This is a genomic window from Microvirga aerilata, from assembly GCF_016743775.1.
Classification (GTDB): Bacteria; Pseudomonadota; Alphaproteobacteria; order Rhizobiales; family Beijerinckiaceae; genus Microvirga; species Microvirga aerilata.
Genome location: NZ_JAEQMY010000012.1, coordinates 56,983 through 75,063 on the forward strand (window position 1 = coordinate 56,983; position 18,081 = coordinate 75,063).

At 58.4% G+C, this 18,081-nt stretch carries 17 protein-coding genes; 6 read left to right on the plus strand and 11 right to left on the minus strand.

Going from position 1 to position 18,081, the window contains the following annotated elements; translation table 11 throughout:
- Nucleotides 1–178: 178 nt before the first annotated feature.
- Nucleotides 179–334, minus strand: a complete 156-nt coding sequence (locus JKG68_RS10705; protein WP_202059117.1) for a hypothetical protein — start codon at nt 332–334, stop codon at nt 179–181.
- A 185-nt stretch (nt 335–519) separates the two neighbouring features.
- Here JKG68_RS10705 and JKG68_RS10710 point away from each other — a divergent pair, with 185 nt between their 5' ends.
- Both JKG68_RS10710 and JKG68_RS10715 read left to right on the plus strand, forming a co-directional pair.
- Complete coding sequence (locus JKG68_RS10710; RefSeq protein WP_202059118.1) at nt 520–1,950, plus strand: hypothetical protein; 1,431 nt, start codon at nt 520–522, stop codon at nt 1,948–1,950.
- Nucleotides 1,951–2,068: 118 nt separating this feature from the next.
- A complete protein-coding gene (locus JKG68_RS10715) occupies nt 2,069–3,106 on the plus strand; it encodes a hypothetical protein (protein ID WP_202059119.1) in 1,038 nt (345 codons plus the stop codon).
- 406 nt (nt 3,107–3,512) lie between these two features.
- On the opposite strand, the gene JKG68_RS10720 is transcribed toward JKG68_RS10715, so the two are convergent.
- Both JKG68_RS10720 and JKG68_RS10725 read right to left on the minus strand, forming a co-directional pair.
- On the minus strand, nt 3,513–4,031 hold the full coding sequence (locus tag JKG68_RS10720; protein WP_202059120.1) for a hypothetical protein: 519 nt from the start codon (nt 4,029–4,031) through the stop codon (nt 3,513–3,515).
- A gap of 362 nt (nt 4,032–4,393) precedes the next feature.
- Complete coding sequence (locus JKG68_RS10725; RefSeq protein ID WP_202059121.1) at nt 4,394–4,651, minus strand: hypothetical protein; 258 nt, start codon at nt 4,649–4,651, stop codon at nt 4,394–4,396.
- A 1,020-nt stretch (nt 4,652–5,671) separates the two neighbouring features.
- On the opposite strand from JKG68_RS10725, the gene JKG68_RS10730 reads away from it, so the two are divergent.
- Both JKG68_RS10730 and JKG68_RS10735 read left to right on the plus strand, forming a co-directional pair.
- Nucleotides 5,672–8,017, plus strand: coding sequence for an McrB family protein (locus JKG68_RS10730; protein WP_202059123.1), 2,346 nt, complete (start codon nt 5,672–5,674; stop codon nt 8,015–8,017).
- 6 nt (nt 8,018–8,023) lie between these two features.
- Nucleotides 8,024–9,679: a nuclease domain-containing protein gene (locus JKG68_RS10735; RefSeq protein ID WP_202059125.1), complete on the plus strand. Its 1,656-nt coding sequence runs from the start codon at nt 8,024–8,026 to the stop codon at nt 9,677–9,679.
- A 131-nt stretch (nt 9,680–9,810) separates the two neighbouring features.
- Here the strand turns inward: JKG68_RS10735 and JKG68_RS10740 are convergent, their stop codons facing one another.
- Nucleotides 9,811–10,527, minus strand: coding sequence for an N-formylglutamate amidohydrolase (locus JKG68_RS10740; RefSeq protein ID WP_202059127.1), 717 nt, complete (start codon nt 10,525–10,527; stop codon nt 9,811–9,813).
- Nucleotides 10,528–10,676: 149 nt separating this feature from the next.
- Between JKG68_RS10740 and JKG68_RS10745 the strand changes: the two genes are divergently transcribed.
- Nucleotides 10,677–12,317, plus strand: coding sequence for an NERD domain-containing protein (locus JKG68_RS10745; protein ID WP_281399106.1), 1,641 nt, complete (start codon nt 10,677–10,679; stop codon nt 12,315–12,317).
- A gap of 62 nt (nt 12,318–12,379) precedes the next feature.
- Here JKG68_RS10745 and JKG68_RS10750 read toward each other — a convergent pair whose 3' ends face one another.
- The 6 genes from JKG68_RS10750 to JKG68_RS10775 all read right to left on the minus strand — a co-directional run bounded on the left by JKG68_RS10750 (nt 12,380) and on the right by JKG68_RS10775 (nt 16,111).
- The gene (locus JKG68_RS10750; RefSeq protein WP_202059131.1) at nt 12,380–12,736 is read right to left on the minus strand and encodes a hypothetical protein; all 357 of its coding nucleotides are present in this window, start codon (nt 12,734–12,736) and stop codon (nt 12,380–12,382) included.
- 185 nt (nt 12,737–12,921) lie between these two features.
- A complete protein-coding gene (locus JKG68_RS10755) occupies nt 12,922–13,131 on the minus strand; it encodes a ribbon-helix-helix domain-containing protein (RefSeq protein ID WP_202059133.1) in 210 nt (69 codons plus the stop codon).
- On the minus strand, nt 13,118–13,516 hold the full coding sequence (locus JKG68_RS10760; RefSeq protein WP_202059134.1) for a hypothetical protein: 399 nt from the start codon (nt 13,514–13,516) through the stop codon (nt 13,118–13,120). The genes JKG68_RS10755 and JKG68_RS10760 overlap by 14 nt, the downstream gene beginning before the upstream one ends.
- Before the next feature lie 92 nt (nt 13,517–13,608).
- Nucleotides 13,609–14,325, minus strand: a complete 717-nt coding sequence (locus JKG68_RS10765; RefSeq protein WP_202059136.1) for an NAD-dependent deacylase — start codon at nt 14,323–14,325, stop codon at nt 13,609–13,611.
- A gap of 147 nt (nt 14,326–14,472) precedes the next feature.
- On the minus strand, nt 14,473–15,474 hold the full coding sequence (locus JKG68_RS10770; RefSeq protein ID WP_202059138.1) for a hypothetical protein: 1,002 nt from the start codon (nt 15,472–15,474) through the stop codon (nt 14,473–14,475).
- A 433-nt stretch (nt 15,475–15,907) separates the two neighbouring features.
- On the minus strand, nt 15,908–16,111 hold the full coding sequence (locus JKG68_RS10775) for a hypothetical protein (RefSeq protein ID WP_202059140.1): 204 nt from the start codon (nt 16,109–16,111) through the stop codon (nt 15,908–15,910).
- Between the two features lie 222 nt (nt 16,112–16,333).
- Between JKG68_RS10775 and JKG68_RS10780 the strand changes: the two genes are divergently transcribed.
- Complete coding sequence (locus JKG68_RS10780) at nt 16,334–17,272, plus strand: helix-turn-helix transcriptional regulator (protein WP_202059142.1); 939 nt, start codon at nt 16,334–16,336, stop codon at nt 17,270–17,272.
- Between the two features lie 34 nt (nt 17,273–17,306).
- Here the strand turns inward: JKG68_RS10780 and JKG68_RS10785 are convergent, their stop codons facing one another.
- Nucleotides 17,307–17,954, minus strand: coding sequence for a metallophosphoesterase (locus tag JKG68_RS10785; RefSeq protein ID WP_202059144.1), 648 nt, complete (start codon nt 17,952–17,954; stop codon nt 17,307–17,309).
- Nucleotides 17,955–18,081: the final 127 nt, after the last annotated feature.

The following is an 18,081-nucleotide window of genomic DNA, read 5'->3' on the forward strand; positions in this document are numbered from 1 at the left end:
ACAGACGACTTCAATCGCGTGCTGACCCTTCCGCCGCGCAGGCGACAGGCACCTTCCCTATTTTCCTCATTCTAGGTTCCCTGAAAAATGCCGCCGCTTTTCCCTCGGGGGAAATAGCGTTGGTCTGCAGAGTCCGCTTTGATCAGCCCGCAATGGAGGCCGATCCCCGATGACAACTCTAGCACCGATGCCAATTGACCTCACGCGCCATGCCTATCTTCGCGTCCGGCAACGCGGGGTTCCACGGCGGGTTCTTGACCTTGTTCTCGACCATGCTGACGTGGCGATCCATGCGGGGAATGGCTGCGAGCACATCCGTCTCAGCCGCCGTCATGCCAACACCCTGATTGCCTCAGGACATGCAACGCCGGATGAAGCCGCGAGGGCCACCCGTCTCGTCGCCGTCATCGGTCAGCGAGGGGTGGCGACTGTTCTTAGGCCCCAGCATGGCTCTCGTGGACGACGATACCGCCGCCAGATGGCAACCCATTCAATGCATATCGCTTAAAGGCTCTCGCAATGGCTACCGTGATAGAGTTCTCGAGATTTCGCCAGACCAAGAATCCCACCATGACGCAATTACCACCAACTCCGGTCGAAACCAATGCTGGCCAAGCACTAGCTCCGGTCCGAGATGCCGAGCGCACGACGATCCAGCAGGCCGTCTCGCGAACAAAGAAGTTCAAGCGCGGGCAGGATGCTGCGACCGTGGCGGCCCGGCTCGGCGAAGTCCTGGAGCGCGCCGCAGCCCAAGGTATCCCAAAAACCCGTGTGCTGCAGGCGGGCTGGCCGGGAGCGCGCCTCAAGGACCTCGATAAGATCACTGTGCCGCCGTCGAGCCAGGGCGCGTCCGCGTCTCGGCTGGGCCGCCTGCAGAAAGGTCCGGGCAACTATGCCCGCGTCGGCATGGCGGCGGCCCGTCTTCTCCGGATGGATGTTGATGACATGCTGCTCCATCTGTTTCGCGGCACGTCGGTAGACGCGGTAAACGAAGAACTCTGTCTGCGGGTCCTGCACGAGCCGGAGGCGGAGGAATGCTGGGGTCTGCTGTCCAGGCAGATCTCCGAAATGGTCGCCTGGGTTATCCGAGGGGCACGGCTGAACGACCATGTCGTGCGGGCGGCTGCCACACGGGGCCGCTACGACCTCGCGGCAGACAAGCTTTTGCCCGCGTCCATTGTTCTGTTTCAGCACGGTCCGCTCGCGAACAATTTCGAGAGCTATGACGAGTTTCCGCCGGTGCCCTCGGTTCTCATCCATGAAGACGAACTGGCCCATTTTCGCCGGGGAACGCTTCGGCTTCTGTCCCCGGAGGGGTCTGCCGAGGCTATCAAGGTCAATGTCCGGATCGTTCGCGAGCTGCGGTTGGCCATTGGCCCCGTCGATCTCCTGACCGAGGCAGGGCCGCTGTTCGAGGTGAGGACTCGGGTGGATGTCGCGGCGGAAGGGAACCCGATTCGGCTGTTGCGCCCGTGGCTTTATCTCGACGGCACCGAAGCGGTTGATGTGCTCTGGAATGGGGTGGTTCGCAGCGCAGTCCTGGACTTCGAGCCCGAGCCCGAGCATGAGGCTGAGGCTGATCAACTGCGGGTCCCGCTCGACGGCGCTGGCGAGGGTCTCAATGGCGGTCCGCTCCAGCCTGAACACGTCTACGCAGTCTGGTATCCCATCACGCCGCGGACGTGCCAGCGGCTCCTGATGCGCTCCGCCAATGACTTTCAAAGCAGTGTGGGCTGGCCGCGCGTCCGGGAGAACATGGCAACGCTGTGCCTGAGCGGCACGGTCGGAGCGGCTCTGGAAGGAGCCCTCCTGTCGCAGCCGTGCGAGCTGTCAGAGACACTGCTCGCCGAGGCCCGGCGCCTGTCCGCGCTCGTGATAGATTTTGCGGCGGAGCGCCGCCTGCACGCAGTGGCTCTGCACGAGCAGGCTTTGCAGCGGTGGAGCAGCTAATGAGGCGGTACTCAAAGGCGAACAGGGCCGCACGGGCTGTGCCCATGAGTTGTAGTCCCACGAAGAGTCCCTTGACCAATATGCAGCAGCAGGTCGTGCAGTACGGAGCGAGCAAACAATGCGAGAGACACGCGATGAGACCCAGGGGCGACCAGCCGTCCTGGAGCGGGACGTTGACGCCCTGCTGATCCGGCGGCTGCGCACTGATGCCGGCTTCGCAGCGAACCTGATCGACGCCGTCAGCAGGCAAGCCGGGATCGCTCTGGCCTGCGAGCGCGTCGGCATCGACGCCCAGGTTCGGCACGAAGGCACCAGCGGCACCATTGACGTTCTGCTTCGGCTGTTCACCGAACGCTCCGGCGAGACCGGGCGCATTCTGATCGAGAACAAGCTCGACAGCAGCTTCACGCCGGGTCAGCCCGAGCGCTACGAATCCTCGGCGGCAGCAATGTCCCGCAGCGGACGCCCCGCCGTGCCGGTAATCTGCGCGCCTGCGGACTACCTGAAGCGCTCGCGCCACGTCGGCCCGTTCAAAGCGCACATCAGCTACGAGAATGTCTGCGACTGGACTGACGGCGAGGATGCCTTGCTGATGCAGGCCGCCATTCGCCGCTTCGCCATGCCCTATGAACCGGACCCGGTGCCGGAGGTGCAGGATTTTCATGAAGGCTACTGGCAGCTTGTGCGAGAGCTGGCGCCTGAGCTGATTGTGAAGCCGAATCCCAACACGGGCGGAGAGCGGCCAGAGGCATCCCGCACGGTCTACTTCGTCACCAAGAAAACTCTGCCCGGCTATGACTTCCTGCCCACGCTGCGGTTCTCGCATCAATGCTGGGACGCCTCGGCTCCATCCGCCAGCGTCAAGATCATGTTTGACGGCTGGGCGGCGTACGAGCCCCTTCTGCAGCGCCGCGCCCGCGAGGCCCTGGGCCATACAGGCCTCTATCTCCGAAGGGCGGGCCGCAGTCTCGGGCTCGTCCATGACACGCCTCGCTTGGACAACAAGCGCCCCGTGAACACCCAGCTCGACGCGGTCGCCAGCGGGATCCGCGCAGCATCGAAGCTGAGGGCCTGGATGTTTGCCAACGAACCGACCCTGCGCGAATGGGCATCAGCGGTGGCGGCCTCGGCGGATCAGGCCGAGGCTATCTCCTGAGGCGCGCTGAGAGGCATCTCTGGTACAGCCGGGCCTGGCACTCGGCTGCACTCGTTCAGAGCATAGCCCAAAGGTCTACCTTGAACGGGCTCATGGCGTTGCTTTCGCGTGTCCATCTCGGGCGCTCCATCCAAAAGGTGAATTTGACCTTGTCCGGCGTCAACTCGGATGCTCGCCTATGCGCCTGCCACGTGCAACCAACAAGAGCGTCTGAGCTGAAGATTGACGACCAGCAGCCAAGCGGTGGCGGCCTTCCCACGGCGTCTGAAGGACACCCGTTCAGACCGACTTCACCCACCCGCTGCACCTCGCGGCAGCCTGACTCAGTTGGCGCTCCACTTGGCTGTCCGGAAGGGCTGGTCAAACCAGCCGAGCCACTTCGGAGCTCCTTCCAGCGTTTTCGCGACTACTGGCCTTCCCTCCACCACAGGGCTCCATAGCGAAGTCGGTCATCGCTGTCGCGGCCACCCCCATACGCATAGTTCACATGGCGCAGTGTGACGCGGAATGTGGTCTTCAACCGCCGAACGCATTGACCTGTGCTGACAACGTATCGGGTTTTTCCTCCGCGTTCGAATTGAACGTACTTGTCTTTAAAATCCAGCATCTGGATGAGCAACTCGATGGTCTCCTCGATGGGAACAGCGCCGTTGATCGCACGACCAAAGATGTCCGACATGAACCCGAGAACCGCTTCTGGGAGCATAATTGTCGAGGTGGTGTCCAGAAGCGCCAGAAAATGCTGGTCGATTTGCTCGCTCCACCTCGTTCGGTCAACATCCAGCTCTCCATCCTCCTGAAAGATTTTGATAATATGTTGATAGGATTGCAGGATTATCCCATCCATTGGGCGCAGTGGCTCGACTTCAAGCAGGTGCTTCGAAAGCCAGCCCAGCAGTTCGCGTCGTGTCGTTATGATCTGCATTGTTGTCTCCTCACTGGATGAACAGCATCGGTACGCATTCGCGCGACGAAGCGGAATTCAGTTCCGTTCAGTTCTTGTGACGCTTGCGCGAAGGCAGCTTTTGCTGCTGGCGCACTCCGCCTGGATACTATGCGGGCGGCGGTATAGGTGCTTGCACCACGAGTGCATTGCGGCCCGCCGGTGCACGGTGTCCGATCGCCGCTCCATTTGCATGTTGACAGAGCAGCGCGAGAATGCAGCTGGCTCTGACAGCATCACTTTACACAATTGGATATGGCTGCTGATGCTGCTTGAAGCGGGCAAGAAGCGCCCAATGGGGTTCTTCAGAGTGCGGTCGAGCCGGTCGGTGCCGGCACATGGGCTCAGCCGTCCGATAAGAGCCCAAAGATGGCCATAACCCCGTCGTCGTGGTCGTAAGAACCAAGGGCTCGACAATGAAGCGCCTCGATGCCCGTTTGAAGCACCAAGGCCATGCCGATCTGCTTTTTTGGACATAGGAGGACTCCTTCCGGTCTTCCGGCACGATCGCCAATGGAAAAATCCGAATAGGAATCTGGTGGACGGCCCTGAATGTCGGCGAGGGCCCAGCAATGAGTGTTGCGCAGCAGGCCGAACATCACCAGCCACGCAACACTCTCAACAAGCGTCGCCCGTAAAAGTTCCGCTGCCGATAGACCGGTGGATGATCAGCCGTCGGGGGAGCGGATTACCGTCCACCACCTGGACCTTGGGTACGGCCTGGATCTTGGACCCGTTTGCTTCGCGCGATGATCAATGCCTCCAGTCGCGCGCCAACTTGCGTCTTCCTGAACGGTCTTATGCTATAGCGCCGCCCCAGAACTGCTTTATGAAGCGCTAAGTTCCTCCAGGCGTATTGCAGTTCATTACTCGATATGGTGAGATCGCGGGATCCGCCCACGACAGTGCCCAGGTGGGTTCGGCGGCGATACCAGGCGCGGGAGACTGTACCTTGCCTTGTCAAGACATCGGCGCACGACAACAGCGGCCTGCCACAAAACTCCGTTGACCTTGACGACGGGGCGCTGAGCAAAGCGTCGTGGGAACACGTGTTGAGCGATTTTTATTGCGACTGCCACTTATTTCATGGGCCGGCGCGGTTGAAGTTTATATCGGCGAGCTGGCGCCAATTCTGAAGGAATAGCCGTTATCTATCCCAGTTTAGCGGATATTGGGCACCTCGGACGCGCCGCTAGTGTCGCTTGGCGACATTTTTGGGAATTTGAGCGTGAGTATAGATAAAGGAGATCACTACATTCCGAAATGACCTCATTCACTGAAGAGACATCAATCAGAGGTCGTTTTGAAACCCGCTGGCAAATTGGGCACACCCTCTAAGTAAATTGCTTCTTGGTATCTTTTACCAATCTTTCGAACAACGGAGCGCTCGCCTCAAGCTGCGCCAGGGCACGTCTTAACGGCTCAAACGCATCATCGATGGTCCCGGTTTGATAAGCCGGATCAACGAAGACTGCACGGAACATAGAGCTTTCTGGGAATTCACAGGAAGAACAGACGTGTGACCGGACACCTCAATCACTTGAAATAGAAAGGCGTCGAGAGTCGCTTGCTCCCGGTCGCCTGCCGGTGCAGAAGGGAAGGCAAATTGGGAGGGGGCACTGGTGACGACACTCACACAGGCATACCGGGTAGACTACTTGCCGAATCGGGACGCTGGATACGTCGGTTGGGCTGAGTCCTACAAGAACGTGGTTGAGCGAGTTCAGTCGGCAGATCATCAGACATGGCTTCAGCCAGAGTTCCAAAGATGGCTTTGGGAAGATGACTCGGTCGCCAAGTTGGGGCCCGGAAACTCGGTGACGGTAGACGGGGCGTATGCCGACAACCAATTGGCAGAGCGCTTATGGCAGTTGCGAAATTGGACGCGGCCAGATGAGCCATTAGCCCGAGCAAAATTCCTTCAGGATGCGTTTGAGGAGGTCCTTAAGGCAGTAACGCCGCGCTACAATGCACGTCGTCCATCGGCCAGGCTCGCACGCCTGTTCTGCGCAATGTTTCCTCGCGACACTGTATGCTTGCTTGCCCACTACATGACAGGCTGGGTCCGGCGAGCATTTCGGATTCCGAAATCTGGTTGGGATCTCATCGGGCAGCAGGTGCTGTTCCGGGAAAAGTTGCGCTCCGAACTGGGCCCTGAGACGGACCTGAGTGATGACATCGAGCGGAGTCAGTTCGCCTGGTATATGTTAGTGAAGGTCCGCCCGACTGACGACGGTGCGATCGACATTTCGCCAACGGGCAATCCCACAGAAAGTGACGTCCGCGAGGCCAAGGCGAACAGCACCCAATTGCCGGTCCGGATCCTCCCCGTTGAGGTCCAGAGCAAGGGCCTGTCGTACATCCGCGACAACATATCGCTGATCCTCGGCGCACTTCGCGCAAGCGAACATGGCGCTACACGGGATGATCTTATTCGGCAAATTTTGTCGGACGCCCCGTTCCTTAACAGGAACTCTGCACAGAGCGCATTCGCCACGATCCCGCGACTAGGCCTCATCGAACTTCGAGACGGAGCGTACTACCCAACGGAACGCGGCCTCGCACTCCTCGACGGCGAGCCACCAGGTGATGTAATTACACCGGTGATTATCGCCAGAGTGTTTGGTGTTGCTCATATCTTGAATGAGCTCCGAAACGCCAAAGGCACCTTAGTGCAGGGAGAACTTGCCGAGCGGCTACAGTCGTACTACCCGAACTGGACAACGACCTTTGCTCCCACCGCCCTGTTCCAATGGCTTCTCGCGTTGAAGCTCATCATTTCCAAGCCTGGGAGTGGTGGACGCAAGGAACTCAGCCTCACGGAAGCGGGAGAGGAATGGGCGGCAATCGTTCCCACCGACATGAGCGCATGGAAGATCGAACGCTCGGATGCCGAAGCTACAGCCATATCCAATATTGCGCTCGACGGGCTCGGCACGGCAGCCGCGAACGACATGGTCACTGACAAAGCGCCCCTGCGCCCTGCTGATCTCACCGACGTCCGAGAGCGTTTCAAGACACTTGATCTCGTTGGCCTAGAAGAGACATTAAGTCTCGTCCACCATGCCCTTCATGCTCTGCCAGGTAAGCGGTTCGTTCTTTTAGCGGGCTTGTCGGGAACTGGTAAAAGTGCCCTCGCAAGGGGCTATGCACAAGCTTACTGCGAGGCGCTCAATCTGCACGTTGACGAGCATCGCCTAGAACTCGCCGTTCGTCCTGACTGGATCGACCCTGGGGGGCTTCTCGGCTTCTTCAACCCAATTGGTAACCCGCCGGGATTTCAGGCGACCAATGCGTTGCGATTTCTTCTGAGAGCGGCCAAACACCCACACGAACCCTACTTCCTCTGTCTCGACGAGATGAATCTCGCCCGAGTCGAGCATTACTTCGCTCCCCTCCTTTCAGCCATGGAAGGAGCCCGACTTGAGATTCACGCCGAAGGTGAAGTGATCGACAATGTGCCGGCCAGTATTGAGTGGCCAAAGAACCTCTTCATCATCGGCACAGTGAACATGGACGAAAGCACGCACGCCTTCTCGGACAAGGTGCTTGACCGAGCCTTCGTTTTCGAGTTCTGGGACGTCGATCTTGAGCGTTGGAAGAATGAACGACTCAAGCAAGGGAATCCTGCTGTACTTGAGCGCGTCTTCTCAGTCGTCAAACCCCTTTATGATGCATTGTACGAAGCGCGCCGGCACTTCGGCTACCGTGCATTAAACGAGGTGCTTGCCTTCTGCCAGATTGTGCCCGACGATGCTCCAGACACAGCGCTCAACGCTGCACTAGACCACGCCATCTTCGCAAAAATTCTGACCAAGGTAAGAGGTGACGATACTGGACAGCTGGGCGCTGCATTGGCCAGTGTTGCTGGCATCTGTGAACGAGAAAACCTCCCGGTCAGCCTCCGAAAGGTGAAGGCAATGTCACAGGCGCTCGAGGCTACCGGCGCGGCACGCTTCTGGGCGTGAGCTTTGATGCAGCTATTAGTTCGAAGGCTCACTCCTGGTCCGGAAGTATCAATCATTCCGATCGTCGATAGGAAGGTTCGGGTTGAAGAGGGCTGGCGACTGCTGATTGTTGCGGAGACTCGTAGTCGAGCGACAGCCAGACTATCAGGCGTAGTCATTGACCACAGGCAGCGAGATACTGTCGAGGGCGGCTATATTCAACAGTGGGAGATCGAGATCTTTGTCTGGGCCGGCTGCAGCGTCTTCTCCGTGTCTGAGGAGAGTGGTGAAGAACATCGCCTGACCCTCGATGTTGCGCCTCATGAGGAGAAGTTTGGCGCAGCTCGATTCCGCGAAATGCTGCACGAGCTAGCAGAGACCAACAAAGATCTGCTGTGGGGTCTTTCTCCCGGTGCCGTCGCTGCAACCCGCGGCTCAGACTCGCCACCAATCGTTCACCCAACGATCATTGAAGCCGATCTTCCAGCTGTTCTTGATGCGATTCGACAGCTGCGGGCGGATCCGCTGCTACTTCAAGAGCGCCGGCGGGAGGTATTGCCGCTCTCTAGAAACCGAAGGCCCGACCATCGCACATTGAAGTGGATGTTGAGTCGAGGTCAGTCGCAAATTGCATTAAAATCGATCTCCGATAACTCCGACTTGCCTGATCCGCGCCTGGTTGTCGATCAGAGTACAGTATTCGTTACTTCGAACCATCCGGCAACGCGCTACATCAAGTCCCTACTTGGCCGATTACAGCGCTCGCTACGTCTTACAGCACGAGCATTTGAAAGTGTTGCCCGTGGGAGTGGCGAAGGACATTTAGCAGATAATGAGACGAGGGCCCGCGCAGCTTATCTTGGTTCTGTGGTGACACGCGCAGTTGCGGAGATACAAACGACTCTGCGGGGCAGCCTGTTTAAAGATTTGGAACCATTACCACTTACCGAGACGACGCTCCAGGCTATTGGGGGACACCCGTTATATGGACGAATTCAGACGATGGTCCGCCGCCTGCTCGAACCCGGCTTAGACTTAGCGGATAGAGATGTGCCTTCCGAAGGCTTGATGGGTGCATTGCGACCAACGTTTGACCTGTTTGAGTTACTGGTTCTTTCGAGATTGCAGCGCGCACTGACCCAAACTTTAGGCGCCCAGTGGCAAATCGATGAGCGGCCCTTTACACCCGGTGCGCTCCTTTCCCACGATGGGTCTTCCACTCGCCAGTGGATCGCGCACAGCAAGAGCGATCGTACCCGCGTCGAGCTAACTTATCAGCCTGAGTTTGGTGCTTACGCTGAGAGTAAGACAGAGCTGGGCCGTCGGAGCTTGAGTGGGAAACGAAGACCAGATTTCACGTTGTCAGTGTGGGACAAGCAAACGTTGGTGGCCTGGACGATCATTGACGCAAAGTATCGTGCTAGCCGTCAGTCAATTCATGATGCTCTAGCAGACATTCACATCTACAGGGACTCTCTCCGCTGGCATGGCCGCCGGTGCGACAGCGCCTTCATCGTTGTGCCTGCGCTAGCTCCGGACGCCATTCGGTACTCTCATACAGACTATCTCCTAGAGCATAATTTCGGAGCACTTGTGCTCGATCGGAAACCGGCTGAGCCAATTAATGGGCAATGCTCGCTGCAGCCAGCACTTCGATCTTGTGTTGCAGCCTTACGATCGTGAGTTGTTGGGCTGCAGAGCCGAGAATCTATGGTCTCCCAAGAACTGAGGTGCAGATTGTGCCCACGGCTTGGCCCTCCACCCTTGGGCTAAAGCGCACAGCAGTTGCGTGGAATCGGGCTCGCAACTATCTTTCACCTCCTCCTGATTATCTCCATCGCTTCCTTGAGAACTAGCCTCAGTCTATCGTATCCCAGTGAGGGTCGTGGGATTGCAAGTGGGTCTTCGTCGAGCAGGTATAGGCGCTTGTTAAGCTCCAACATGAGTGCCGAAAAGTCTCGGTGACCGCGCAAGCCCTGAGGGATCATCGTGCCTGCATATGGGGAGTCAAGACAGACGCTATAGCCGGCCTTGACAAACAGCGCCTTGAGTTCATCGACCAAATGGCCGGGTGAATGCTCCTGGTCTGTCCCTATGCAAATGTCCGGGCCGTCTAAGCGACCCGTGAAGCTGGCCTGATGATCCGAGTAACTGTGGGCATCGACCAGGCACACTGGCGACACCGCTAGTGCTCGCTGTATGGCCGATGCGAGAGACTGATGATGGCTTCGATAAAGCGCCATAACCTGGCGCAGCGTGTCATCCATCCGCTCTCGCAATGGCTCGCCACCTAGGGTTTTTGTATAGTAAATGCCCTGACCGACGGCCTCGAGAGGGTCATTCTCGAACCTCTCCACGTCACAGTAGACCCGACTGAAGGGGAACGTGACACTTTGGTCCCCAACAATCAGATCATTCGTGTACCAGTCTGTGACGATGTTCCGCTCCAAGCGCGTGTCGATCAGGTAACTGTCACAGGGCGGAATGACGTCAGATGCATGCGGAACATGAACGATAATCTGTCTGGGCACGGAGCTCCTCCTCACATGATATGCATTGCACGACATCCGCCGTGCGCCTGTTAAGCAATTTGAAACGCCAACAACGTTACAGAGGGTGCTCCTTCGGCGCACCTTGTACTCGCGCCGTTTCGGCACCGCCCTCGCTCCTCACCCGCTTCATGGCCTATCTCGCTCCGTCCGACCTAACCCCCCTCGCCTTAACGGGCGGAAAGACAGCTGAGCTCGAGACCTTGGAGCTCCTTCGTCGGTCTCTTCCTGCCGACTATACGGTGTTCCACAATGTTCACTGGTCGCGCGATTACCGGAACGTCCCGGTTTTCGGAGAGGCCGACTTCATCATTGTGAACCGATCGGGCCAGGCGCTTGTTATCGAGCAAAAGGCGGGTTTCCTGACCGAGACATCGGAGGGGCTGACGAAGCGCTATAAGGGACAAGACAAAAACGTCGTTCAGCAAATCCATCGCACCCTCGACGGGATCCGCGACAAGTTCCGGTTCCAGAACTCCGATCTTGCCATCCCGCTCGACTACCTTCTCTATTGCCCCGACCACCGCCTGAAGGACATCAATGCCGCAGGTCTCGACGTAAGCCGCGTCGTCGACGCTTCCCGGGCTGCCAAGCTGCCAGAGGTCGTCGCGTCGTTGCTGAAACCCGGGCAACCGAGCGCTTTCGGCGATCGCGTCAGGCGCTTTTTCGAACAGAGCTTTAAGCTCACGCTCGACGTTCATGCGTACACGGCGGCCAGCGAGCGGGCTTTGGCCCGGTACAGCGGCGGACTCGCCGATATGGTGAGCTGCCTTGAGATGAGCCCCTTGCGCCTGCGCCTCCGCGGCACCCCCGGCTGTGGCAAAACCGCCGTCGCAGCCCGCTTCTTTGACGATGCGGTGGCGGCGGGCAAGCGGCCGCTGCTTGTGTGCTTCAGCCGCCCCCTCGCCGAACGGCTCAAAGGCAAGCTCGGCCCAGGCGGCAGGGTCACAACGTGGCATGGGCTCGTGGCCGATTTCCTTCGTGCCCGAGGCCAAGTCATCAATTTCTCCAAGTTGAAGACTGAACCGCTGTTCTGGCAGCAGCTGCAGGACCGCATTTTGGAGGAAAACATTGCGGGCGAGTGGCTGTTCGACACCTTGATCGTCGATGAGGGGCAAGATTTCGAAGCCCCTTGGTTCGACACGCTGCGGCTCTTCGCGAAAGAGCAAGCCGATATCTTGTGGCTCGAGGATCCCGATCAAAACCTTCGAAGCAGTGAGCCGGTTCTCCTGCAGGAAGGGTTCATTGGCTATCGTACCCGGGTCAATTATCGGTCTCCGGTGAACATTGCGAGGTTTCTCCAAAAAACCCTTCCGTTCGAGTTCGAGATCGCCTGCGACCTTCCTGGGCTTAGGGTCGGCGTCACGCCCTACTCCGACGCTCAGGAGCAGCCGGCACTTGTCTCCCACCTCATCACGGAACTGATGAAAAAGGGATTTGCTCATAGCGATATCACCGTCTTGTCCCTGCGCGGTCTGAACTCTGCGACCCTGAACCTTCAAGGCGTCGAGAACTACACCTTGAGCCGTTTCACCGGCTCATACGATCCACTCGGCAATCAGATCTTCGAGACCGGGCAAATCCGCTTCGATTCCGCGCAGCGCTTCAAGGGGCAACAATCACCGGCGGTCATTCTCACGGACGTCGATCCCGACGAGAGCAGACTGGAGGCGAGCCTGAGAGCCATTTTCTCGGCCGCCACGCGCGCGACCGTCGCCCTTGACATGCTTGTTCGGGCCGATAACCCTGCCTGCCGGCGGTTCCTTGCATAATCCAAGCGATATGCCCTCCGAACGACTTCCCGACTGATCAAAAGCAAGCAGCCCTACCGGGATCAGACTCTCGCCGCTGATCGGGCAGGATCATTGAGCCAGGACTCGAACGGCAGCAGCACCATCTGATAGTCGTCAGGTGACCGGCTTCGCCCATCGGGGTCTTCAAACAGAGTGGAGTACTGTCCGAGACGCGGATCATCGGTATCATCAAAGTATACCACAAAGAGACCGGGATCACCCTCAAGCCAGCCACGGGGGGCCGCCATCTCGTAGCGCAGCGCCGTACGATCAAACCATGCAAGGTGTTCCCGGCGTGCCATCGTCCTTGACGAACGAGGCCCTCTAAACTGGATAAAAAAGGTATCACGCTTCCGACGCGCCATGATCTCATCGATTGTGTGAATTTTGACAGGCACCGAAATCTCCTGAGGTTCATCGGGTCGTGACTAGCTACGTATGTACGCCGTGAGCGCCATTGGCTGCGCCATGTCGTAACGCTGCGGTTGGTGAGAGATGTCGCCAGTATGGCCGAAATAGCGATGCAGAACCGCGTACACGCGAGTGGATCCTTACCCACGCTTCGACGTGTCCCGGAGCCGTTCTATAAATCTCCAGCATCGTCACCGGTCCATGAATCGACAATTGCTTGCACCCTCTGTTGCTCCGCGAGAAAAGAAACCAACACCTGTTCAATCAAAGCTTCGCGGCTTTGCCCAGCGCGCTCGGCGACTCGGTCGAGAGCCAGCACAAGATCATCGCGGATTTTGACTTTTACCCTTGAAACTTGTCCGCCTCCGTTACGGTTGATCATGCGTCATTGAGGTGACCTCTAGCCGAACAGAGGCAGCATTCCTGGCCAGGTGGATGGCTCGCTCGACGGCATTCAGCTGATAACTGTTTCGGAAAGCAGGAGGCGTACGGGTTCTCTGCTTGCGCAGCGGCGTGATGTAGAATTGGTTGATCGACTCTGTGGCGCGAGAGATTGCGGCGGCGAGGAGCTTTTCTCGATCGAATTGGATCGAAACGGACGAGAACTCCCCGCTCTCGACCATCTTAACTTCCGGCAAGATCCTCGGGATGTAGTCCTTACCACAAATCCCTTTGAGAATAAGGATTGCGTCCTCGAGTTCAAATGCAAACGGGATGCTTTGGGCCGTCCCATCCTTGCCTTGTACGAAGAAACCAAACGCCATCATGATGCTTCTCCATTGTTGAAGATGTGCAGCATCTTCACCGCGGGATTCGATGTGAACCGACGGGGTTCATTCCGGCACACCAGGGACTCCTTTCATCGAGCTGGTGTCACCACTTCGATGATCTTTTCGACCCAATCCGCCACAGCTTGGCTGGCTGGCCCATAGTACGCTTCATCAAACAGTGCAGCATTGTCGGAGGGCTCGAGATTAATCTCGCAGGTCCGGATACCCTGGTCTTTGGCTTGTTTGACAAAGCCTGCTGCCGGATACACGGATCCGGACGTTCCGATTGAGACAAACAGATCAGTGTTCTGCAGAGCCTCGTCGATGGTTGCCATGTGCAAAGGATACTCTCCGAACCAGACGACATGAGGCCGGAGCGAGCCAGGCTGACCACAATGCGGACAGCGGTCATCAACACCCAAATCGTCAATGTAGGAACCCACCGCATCGCAGGCGGTGCACCGTGCTTTGAGAAGCTCGCCGTGCATGTGCGTCACGCACTGCGACCCGGCTCTCTCATGAAGGTCATCGATGTTTTGCGTAACCAAGAACAGTCGGCTCTTGCGCTTGCCCAGCTCGGCTTCCAGCCTTGCAAGTGCAACGTGGGCAGGATTCGGCGAGGCTTCTAACAAGTTGCGGCGGCGCAAGTTGTAGAACGTATGCACCTCATCGGGATTGAGCGCGAATGCCCCCGGGGTTGCTAGCTTCATAGGGTCGAAGCGCGTCCAAAGTCCGGTCTTATCACGAAACGTTCCAAGGCCACTTTCGGCTGACACGCCAGCGCCGGTCAGTACAAAGATATTCACGATGATCTCCTTACGGGTTCGATTGACAGGGAGCGGCGGCACCGTCTCCCTTGCGGTAGAGCTTTTGGGCTCAGGACTGCCGTGGGCTCGTCGTGTCTCGCCAGTCCGATGACGATCGCCGGGCCACAAGCCACCGGCCGTTTGCCATCAGGGGAGAGCGGAGAGAGGCTCAATCCCGCCGAGGAGTTCCGCGAGTTCCAAGATATCCGGCGGAGCATCGAGAACGTCATCAGGTTCCATTTCAAAGCCCTCAACATTCAACGAGCTGAAGCTGCTGATGTGCATCAGCTTAGCAGCCTTGTTGAAGCGGCTCGCGACCCCCAGGTGAGCGGGGATAAGAATGCCGGCTTGTTCGAGCTTCTGCCGGATTGCACGGACGGCATCCGGATCGACCGGCCCGTTCTTGGGGCCGTACAGTCCCTCGGCCAGCCATTTTCCTTGCGAAAGACCGGCGAGCTCAATGACGACCGGCGCGGGACGATATTCAAGGTAGAACGACCGTCCGAGCGCAACCAGGGGGACCTTCGTTCGGAGGCAGTTCGAGAACCGGACCGCGGCATCATGCATGGCTTCGGCTGACCGCAAGCCAGTCCACTCGGCATCGTCTGCAATCTCTTGCGCAACCGGGAAAACACCCTTGGCCAGCCAGCGTTTCACCCAGGAACCAAGATCAGAAGACGGTCCAAGGGCCTTGATCGACTCAGCCAGCTCCTCGTCCGTGACGTGGGGCGCAACCTCATGGATCAACTCGATAGCGGCGTTGAACTGTTCCACCTTTTCGACGGACCGGAACCGACGCACGAAGTCGGTATGAACAAAGGATGGATGGAGCCACCGCAGCGCAGACAACGTCGACAGATCGATTTTGTCGAGCTGCTGCAACGCTTTCGCTCGTGTCTTGTGTTCAGGAGCCGTCAGGAGATGGACGAGGCTACGATACGCGGTCTGAGGAAGGGGATCGCCCCCGAGCCGGTTCAGCGCACCGAGCAAGCCTTGCACCGGCCCATGGAGAGCCGAGACGATGTCACGAACCCGCCCCATCACAAGCATCCGTCCGATCACGGCCGACGCGCTTCCATCGAACGTGTGGGGCTCAGGCATGCCACTGCGGAACCGCGCAGCAACAGCATCGGCGTCCTCGAAGAACACGGACGACAGGGTGAGAAAGATCGCCTGACGCCGAAATGGACTGGCCGACAGAGCGGACCGCAACAGGCCCGGGCAGTGTTCGTCCAATTCGATCAGAGCATCAAGCGCCCATCCTTCAATGGGGCGAGGCGTGCGAGGTTTCTGGGTCAGTAGTTTATCCAATAGCAACTCCATACTTACTAGAATCGAGTGGCAGATAGAACGATCTCAGTCGTTCAGCCTTTGCGAGAACTCGTATCATCGATCACTGCGACAATTTTGGACGTAGCTTGGCCTCAAAGCTGAAGGTGCGGAAGGCGCCAAATGTGAGATGCCGTTCCTTCGAATAAGGCGGGCCTCCAAGTCCCCAGCCGGTAACACTCCACCAAGCACTTGAGAGGCTCTGGGCCTTTGGAACTGGTCCCGACCTGAAGCGGTCGATCGCTTGGCCCCTTCAATCCTCATCATAGATCAGGGCAGACAGCACATTGCCTTGAGCAATCGTGCGAAAGTTTGCATCCGTGGTGACATCCCGACGGGGATCGTAGTAGCCCAGCGTCCGAAAATTGGCGTTCAGCGCCTTTTGACGCCCGTCCGGCATCGTCTCGATGTAGCCGAGCGTGCGAAAGTTGCGATCTTTGATGGCTGTGCGGCTCATGCGTGCCTTCCGTTGGATGTAGCGTTTCTTCGCCTGACGCATCGCCAGGTTTTCTGAGAACCCATAATCGAGAGCTTTGATCTCACTGAGATCTTTCCTTCGGGGTGAAACATCATCTACAGTCCACTCACGACAGATTCGGACGCAGAACATTCCATGAGGCATGAAAAGGCCGTCACCTTGCTGCAGCTAGCCTATCGGTTAGCAAGCAGTGCAGAAGGCATGACGCTCGACGAAATGGCAGTCAGTGTTGGCGTGACCCGACGAACCGTCGAGCGTATGCGGGATGCCCTTCGGGTGCTGTTTCCACAATTGGAAGAACTGAGCGACGGCCGCATGGTGCGCTTCCGCATCCAAGGCGGCTTGCACGGCTTCATGCATGTTCCGACAGCCGATGAGCTGGCCGAACTCGAATCCGCGATCCGCAGCCTCGACAAGAGCGGCGGCGCCCCACGTGCCGCCTTGCTCCGTTCGCTCTCGGATAAAATTCGTTCGGCCCTTCGGGGCCCCGTACGCCGGCGGATCGAACCTGATCTCGAGGCCCTAACCCACGCCGAGGAGATCGTCGTTCCAGCCGGACCGCGCCCGTTAGCCGACGCCCAAACGCTGTCTCAGCTGCGCGCCGCCGTGAAATCCCTCCGCATCTGTCACTTCCGCTATGCCGCGCGTCCTGACGCTCCCGGTCGCTTACGACGTGTCGTCCCGTACGGGATTCTGTTCGGAAAGGCATACTATTTGGTCGGACCTGAGGTCGACAAACCCGATCCAGTGCTGTGGCGGCTCGATCGCATCAGCGATGTTGAGGTCGGCGACGCGACTGAGGGAGCACCCGAGGGTTTCGACCTGACGGAATTTGCCAGTCGCTCCTTCGGCGCATTCCAGGAGCCGCCGGAGGAAATCATTCTGCGGTTCGACCCAGCGGCAGCGGCCGATGCACGACGGTTCCTGTTTCACCCGTCGCAAACGATCAAAGCTGAGGAGGACGGCTCAATCGTGATCCGCTTCACGGCCGGCGGCCTTCTCGAGCTCGTTCGTCACCTTTTTTCGTGGGGCGACAGCGTCACAATCCAGGCCCCCTCGCGCCTTCAGGATCTCATGGTGGCTGAGCTTCAACGGGCCCTTGTGCGGCACCGCACGGAACGTTCGTCCGAGCGGGCTTAGGTCGAGGCCAACGATCACTGCGCCACCCTGATCCTCAAGGGAATGCCCCGAAGCGGCGACCCCAAGCCGAGCCATCACGCCGTTTGCCCCGGTATCCCCGCGGTTCCGAGAACAACTGAAAGCCATCCAGATCGCCTGCATAGGGTAGATGCACATGACCAAAGACGATAGCGGTCGCCTTCACGGGTGGACTGACCAAATCTAGGAAGCGGTTGCACTTCTCAGGAAACTCCCGTCCAAGCACATTACAAAGCCGCGGTGTCGGGACGAAATGTGAGAGCACGATGATGCGCCCGACGGCGCTATCCTTCTGTACCGCGTCGAGCCTTGCTGCCACCTGCTCAACCTCCCGCTCGTTCTCCATGCACCCGCCCAAATAGGCAATGGCGCCACTTCGATACTCGTGACCACAGAGGTCGAGGATATGAACGTTCTCGCGCGCTTGAACCTGAGAGCAGCCTTTCTCGTGATTGCCCAGAACAGCGACGACGCGCTCATAGTGAGCGGCGGCCGCATTGAGGAAGTCGATTGTATCGTCGACGGTTTCGCTGGTGTCGCCTGCAACCAGCAGCGTCGACGACCCTGGATTCTTGTAGGGACACACGTCGATTGTGCCCAACCATCCAAGGGGACCGCCGCTCATTCCATTGTCAAAGTGCAAGTCACTGACGAAGTCGAACATCCCTCTCTCCAGCCGGCACGTCCAATACCATAGTAGCGTGTGGCTCTCGCATTTCGTTTAGCGCGGCTGCAATGCGGATGCGACTCCCGCTTTCGTTCCAGCACGTGTCCTACGACCGACTTTGTCG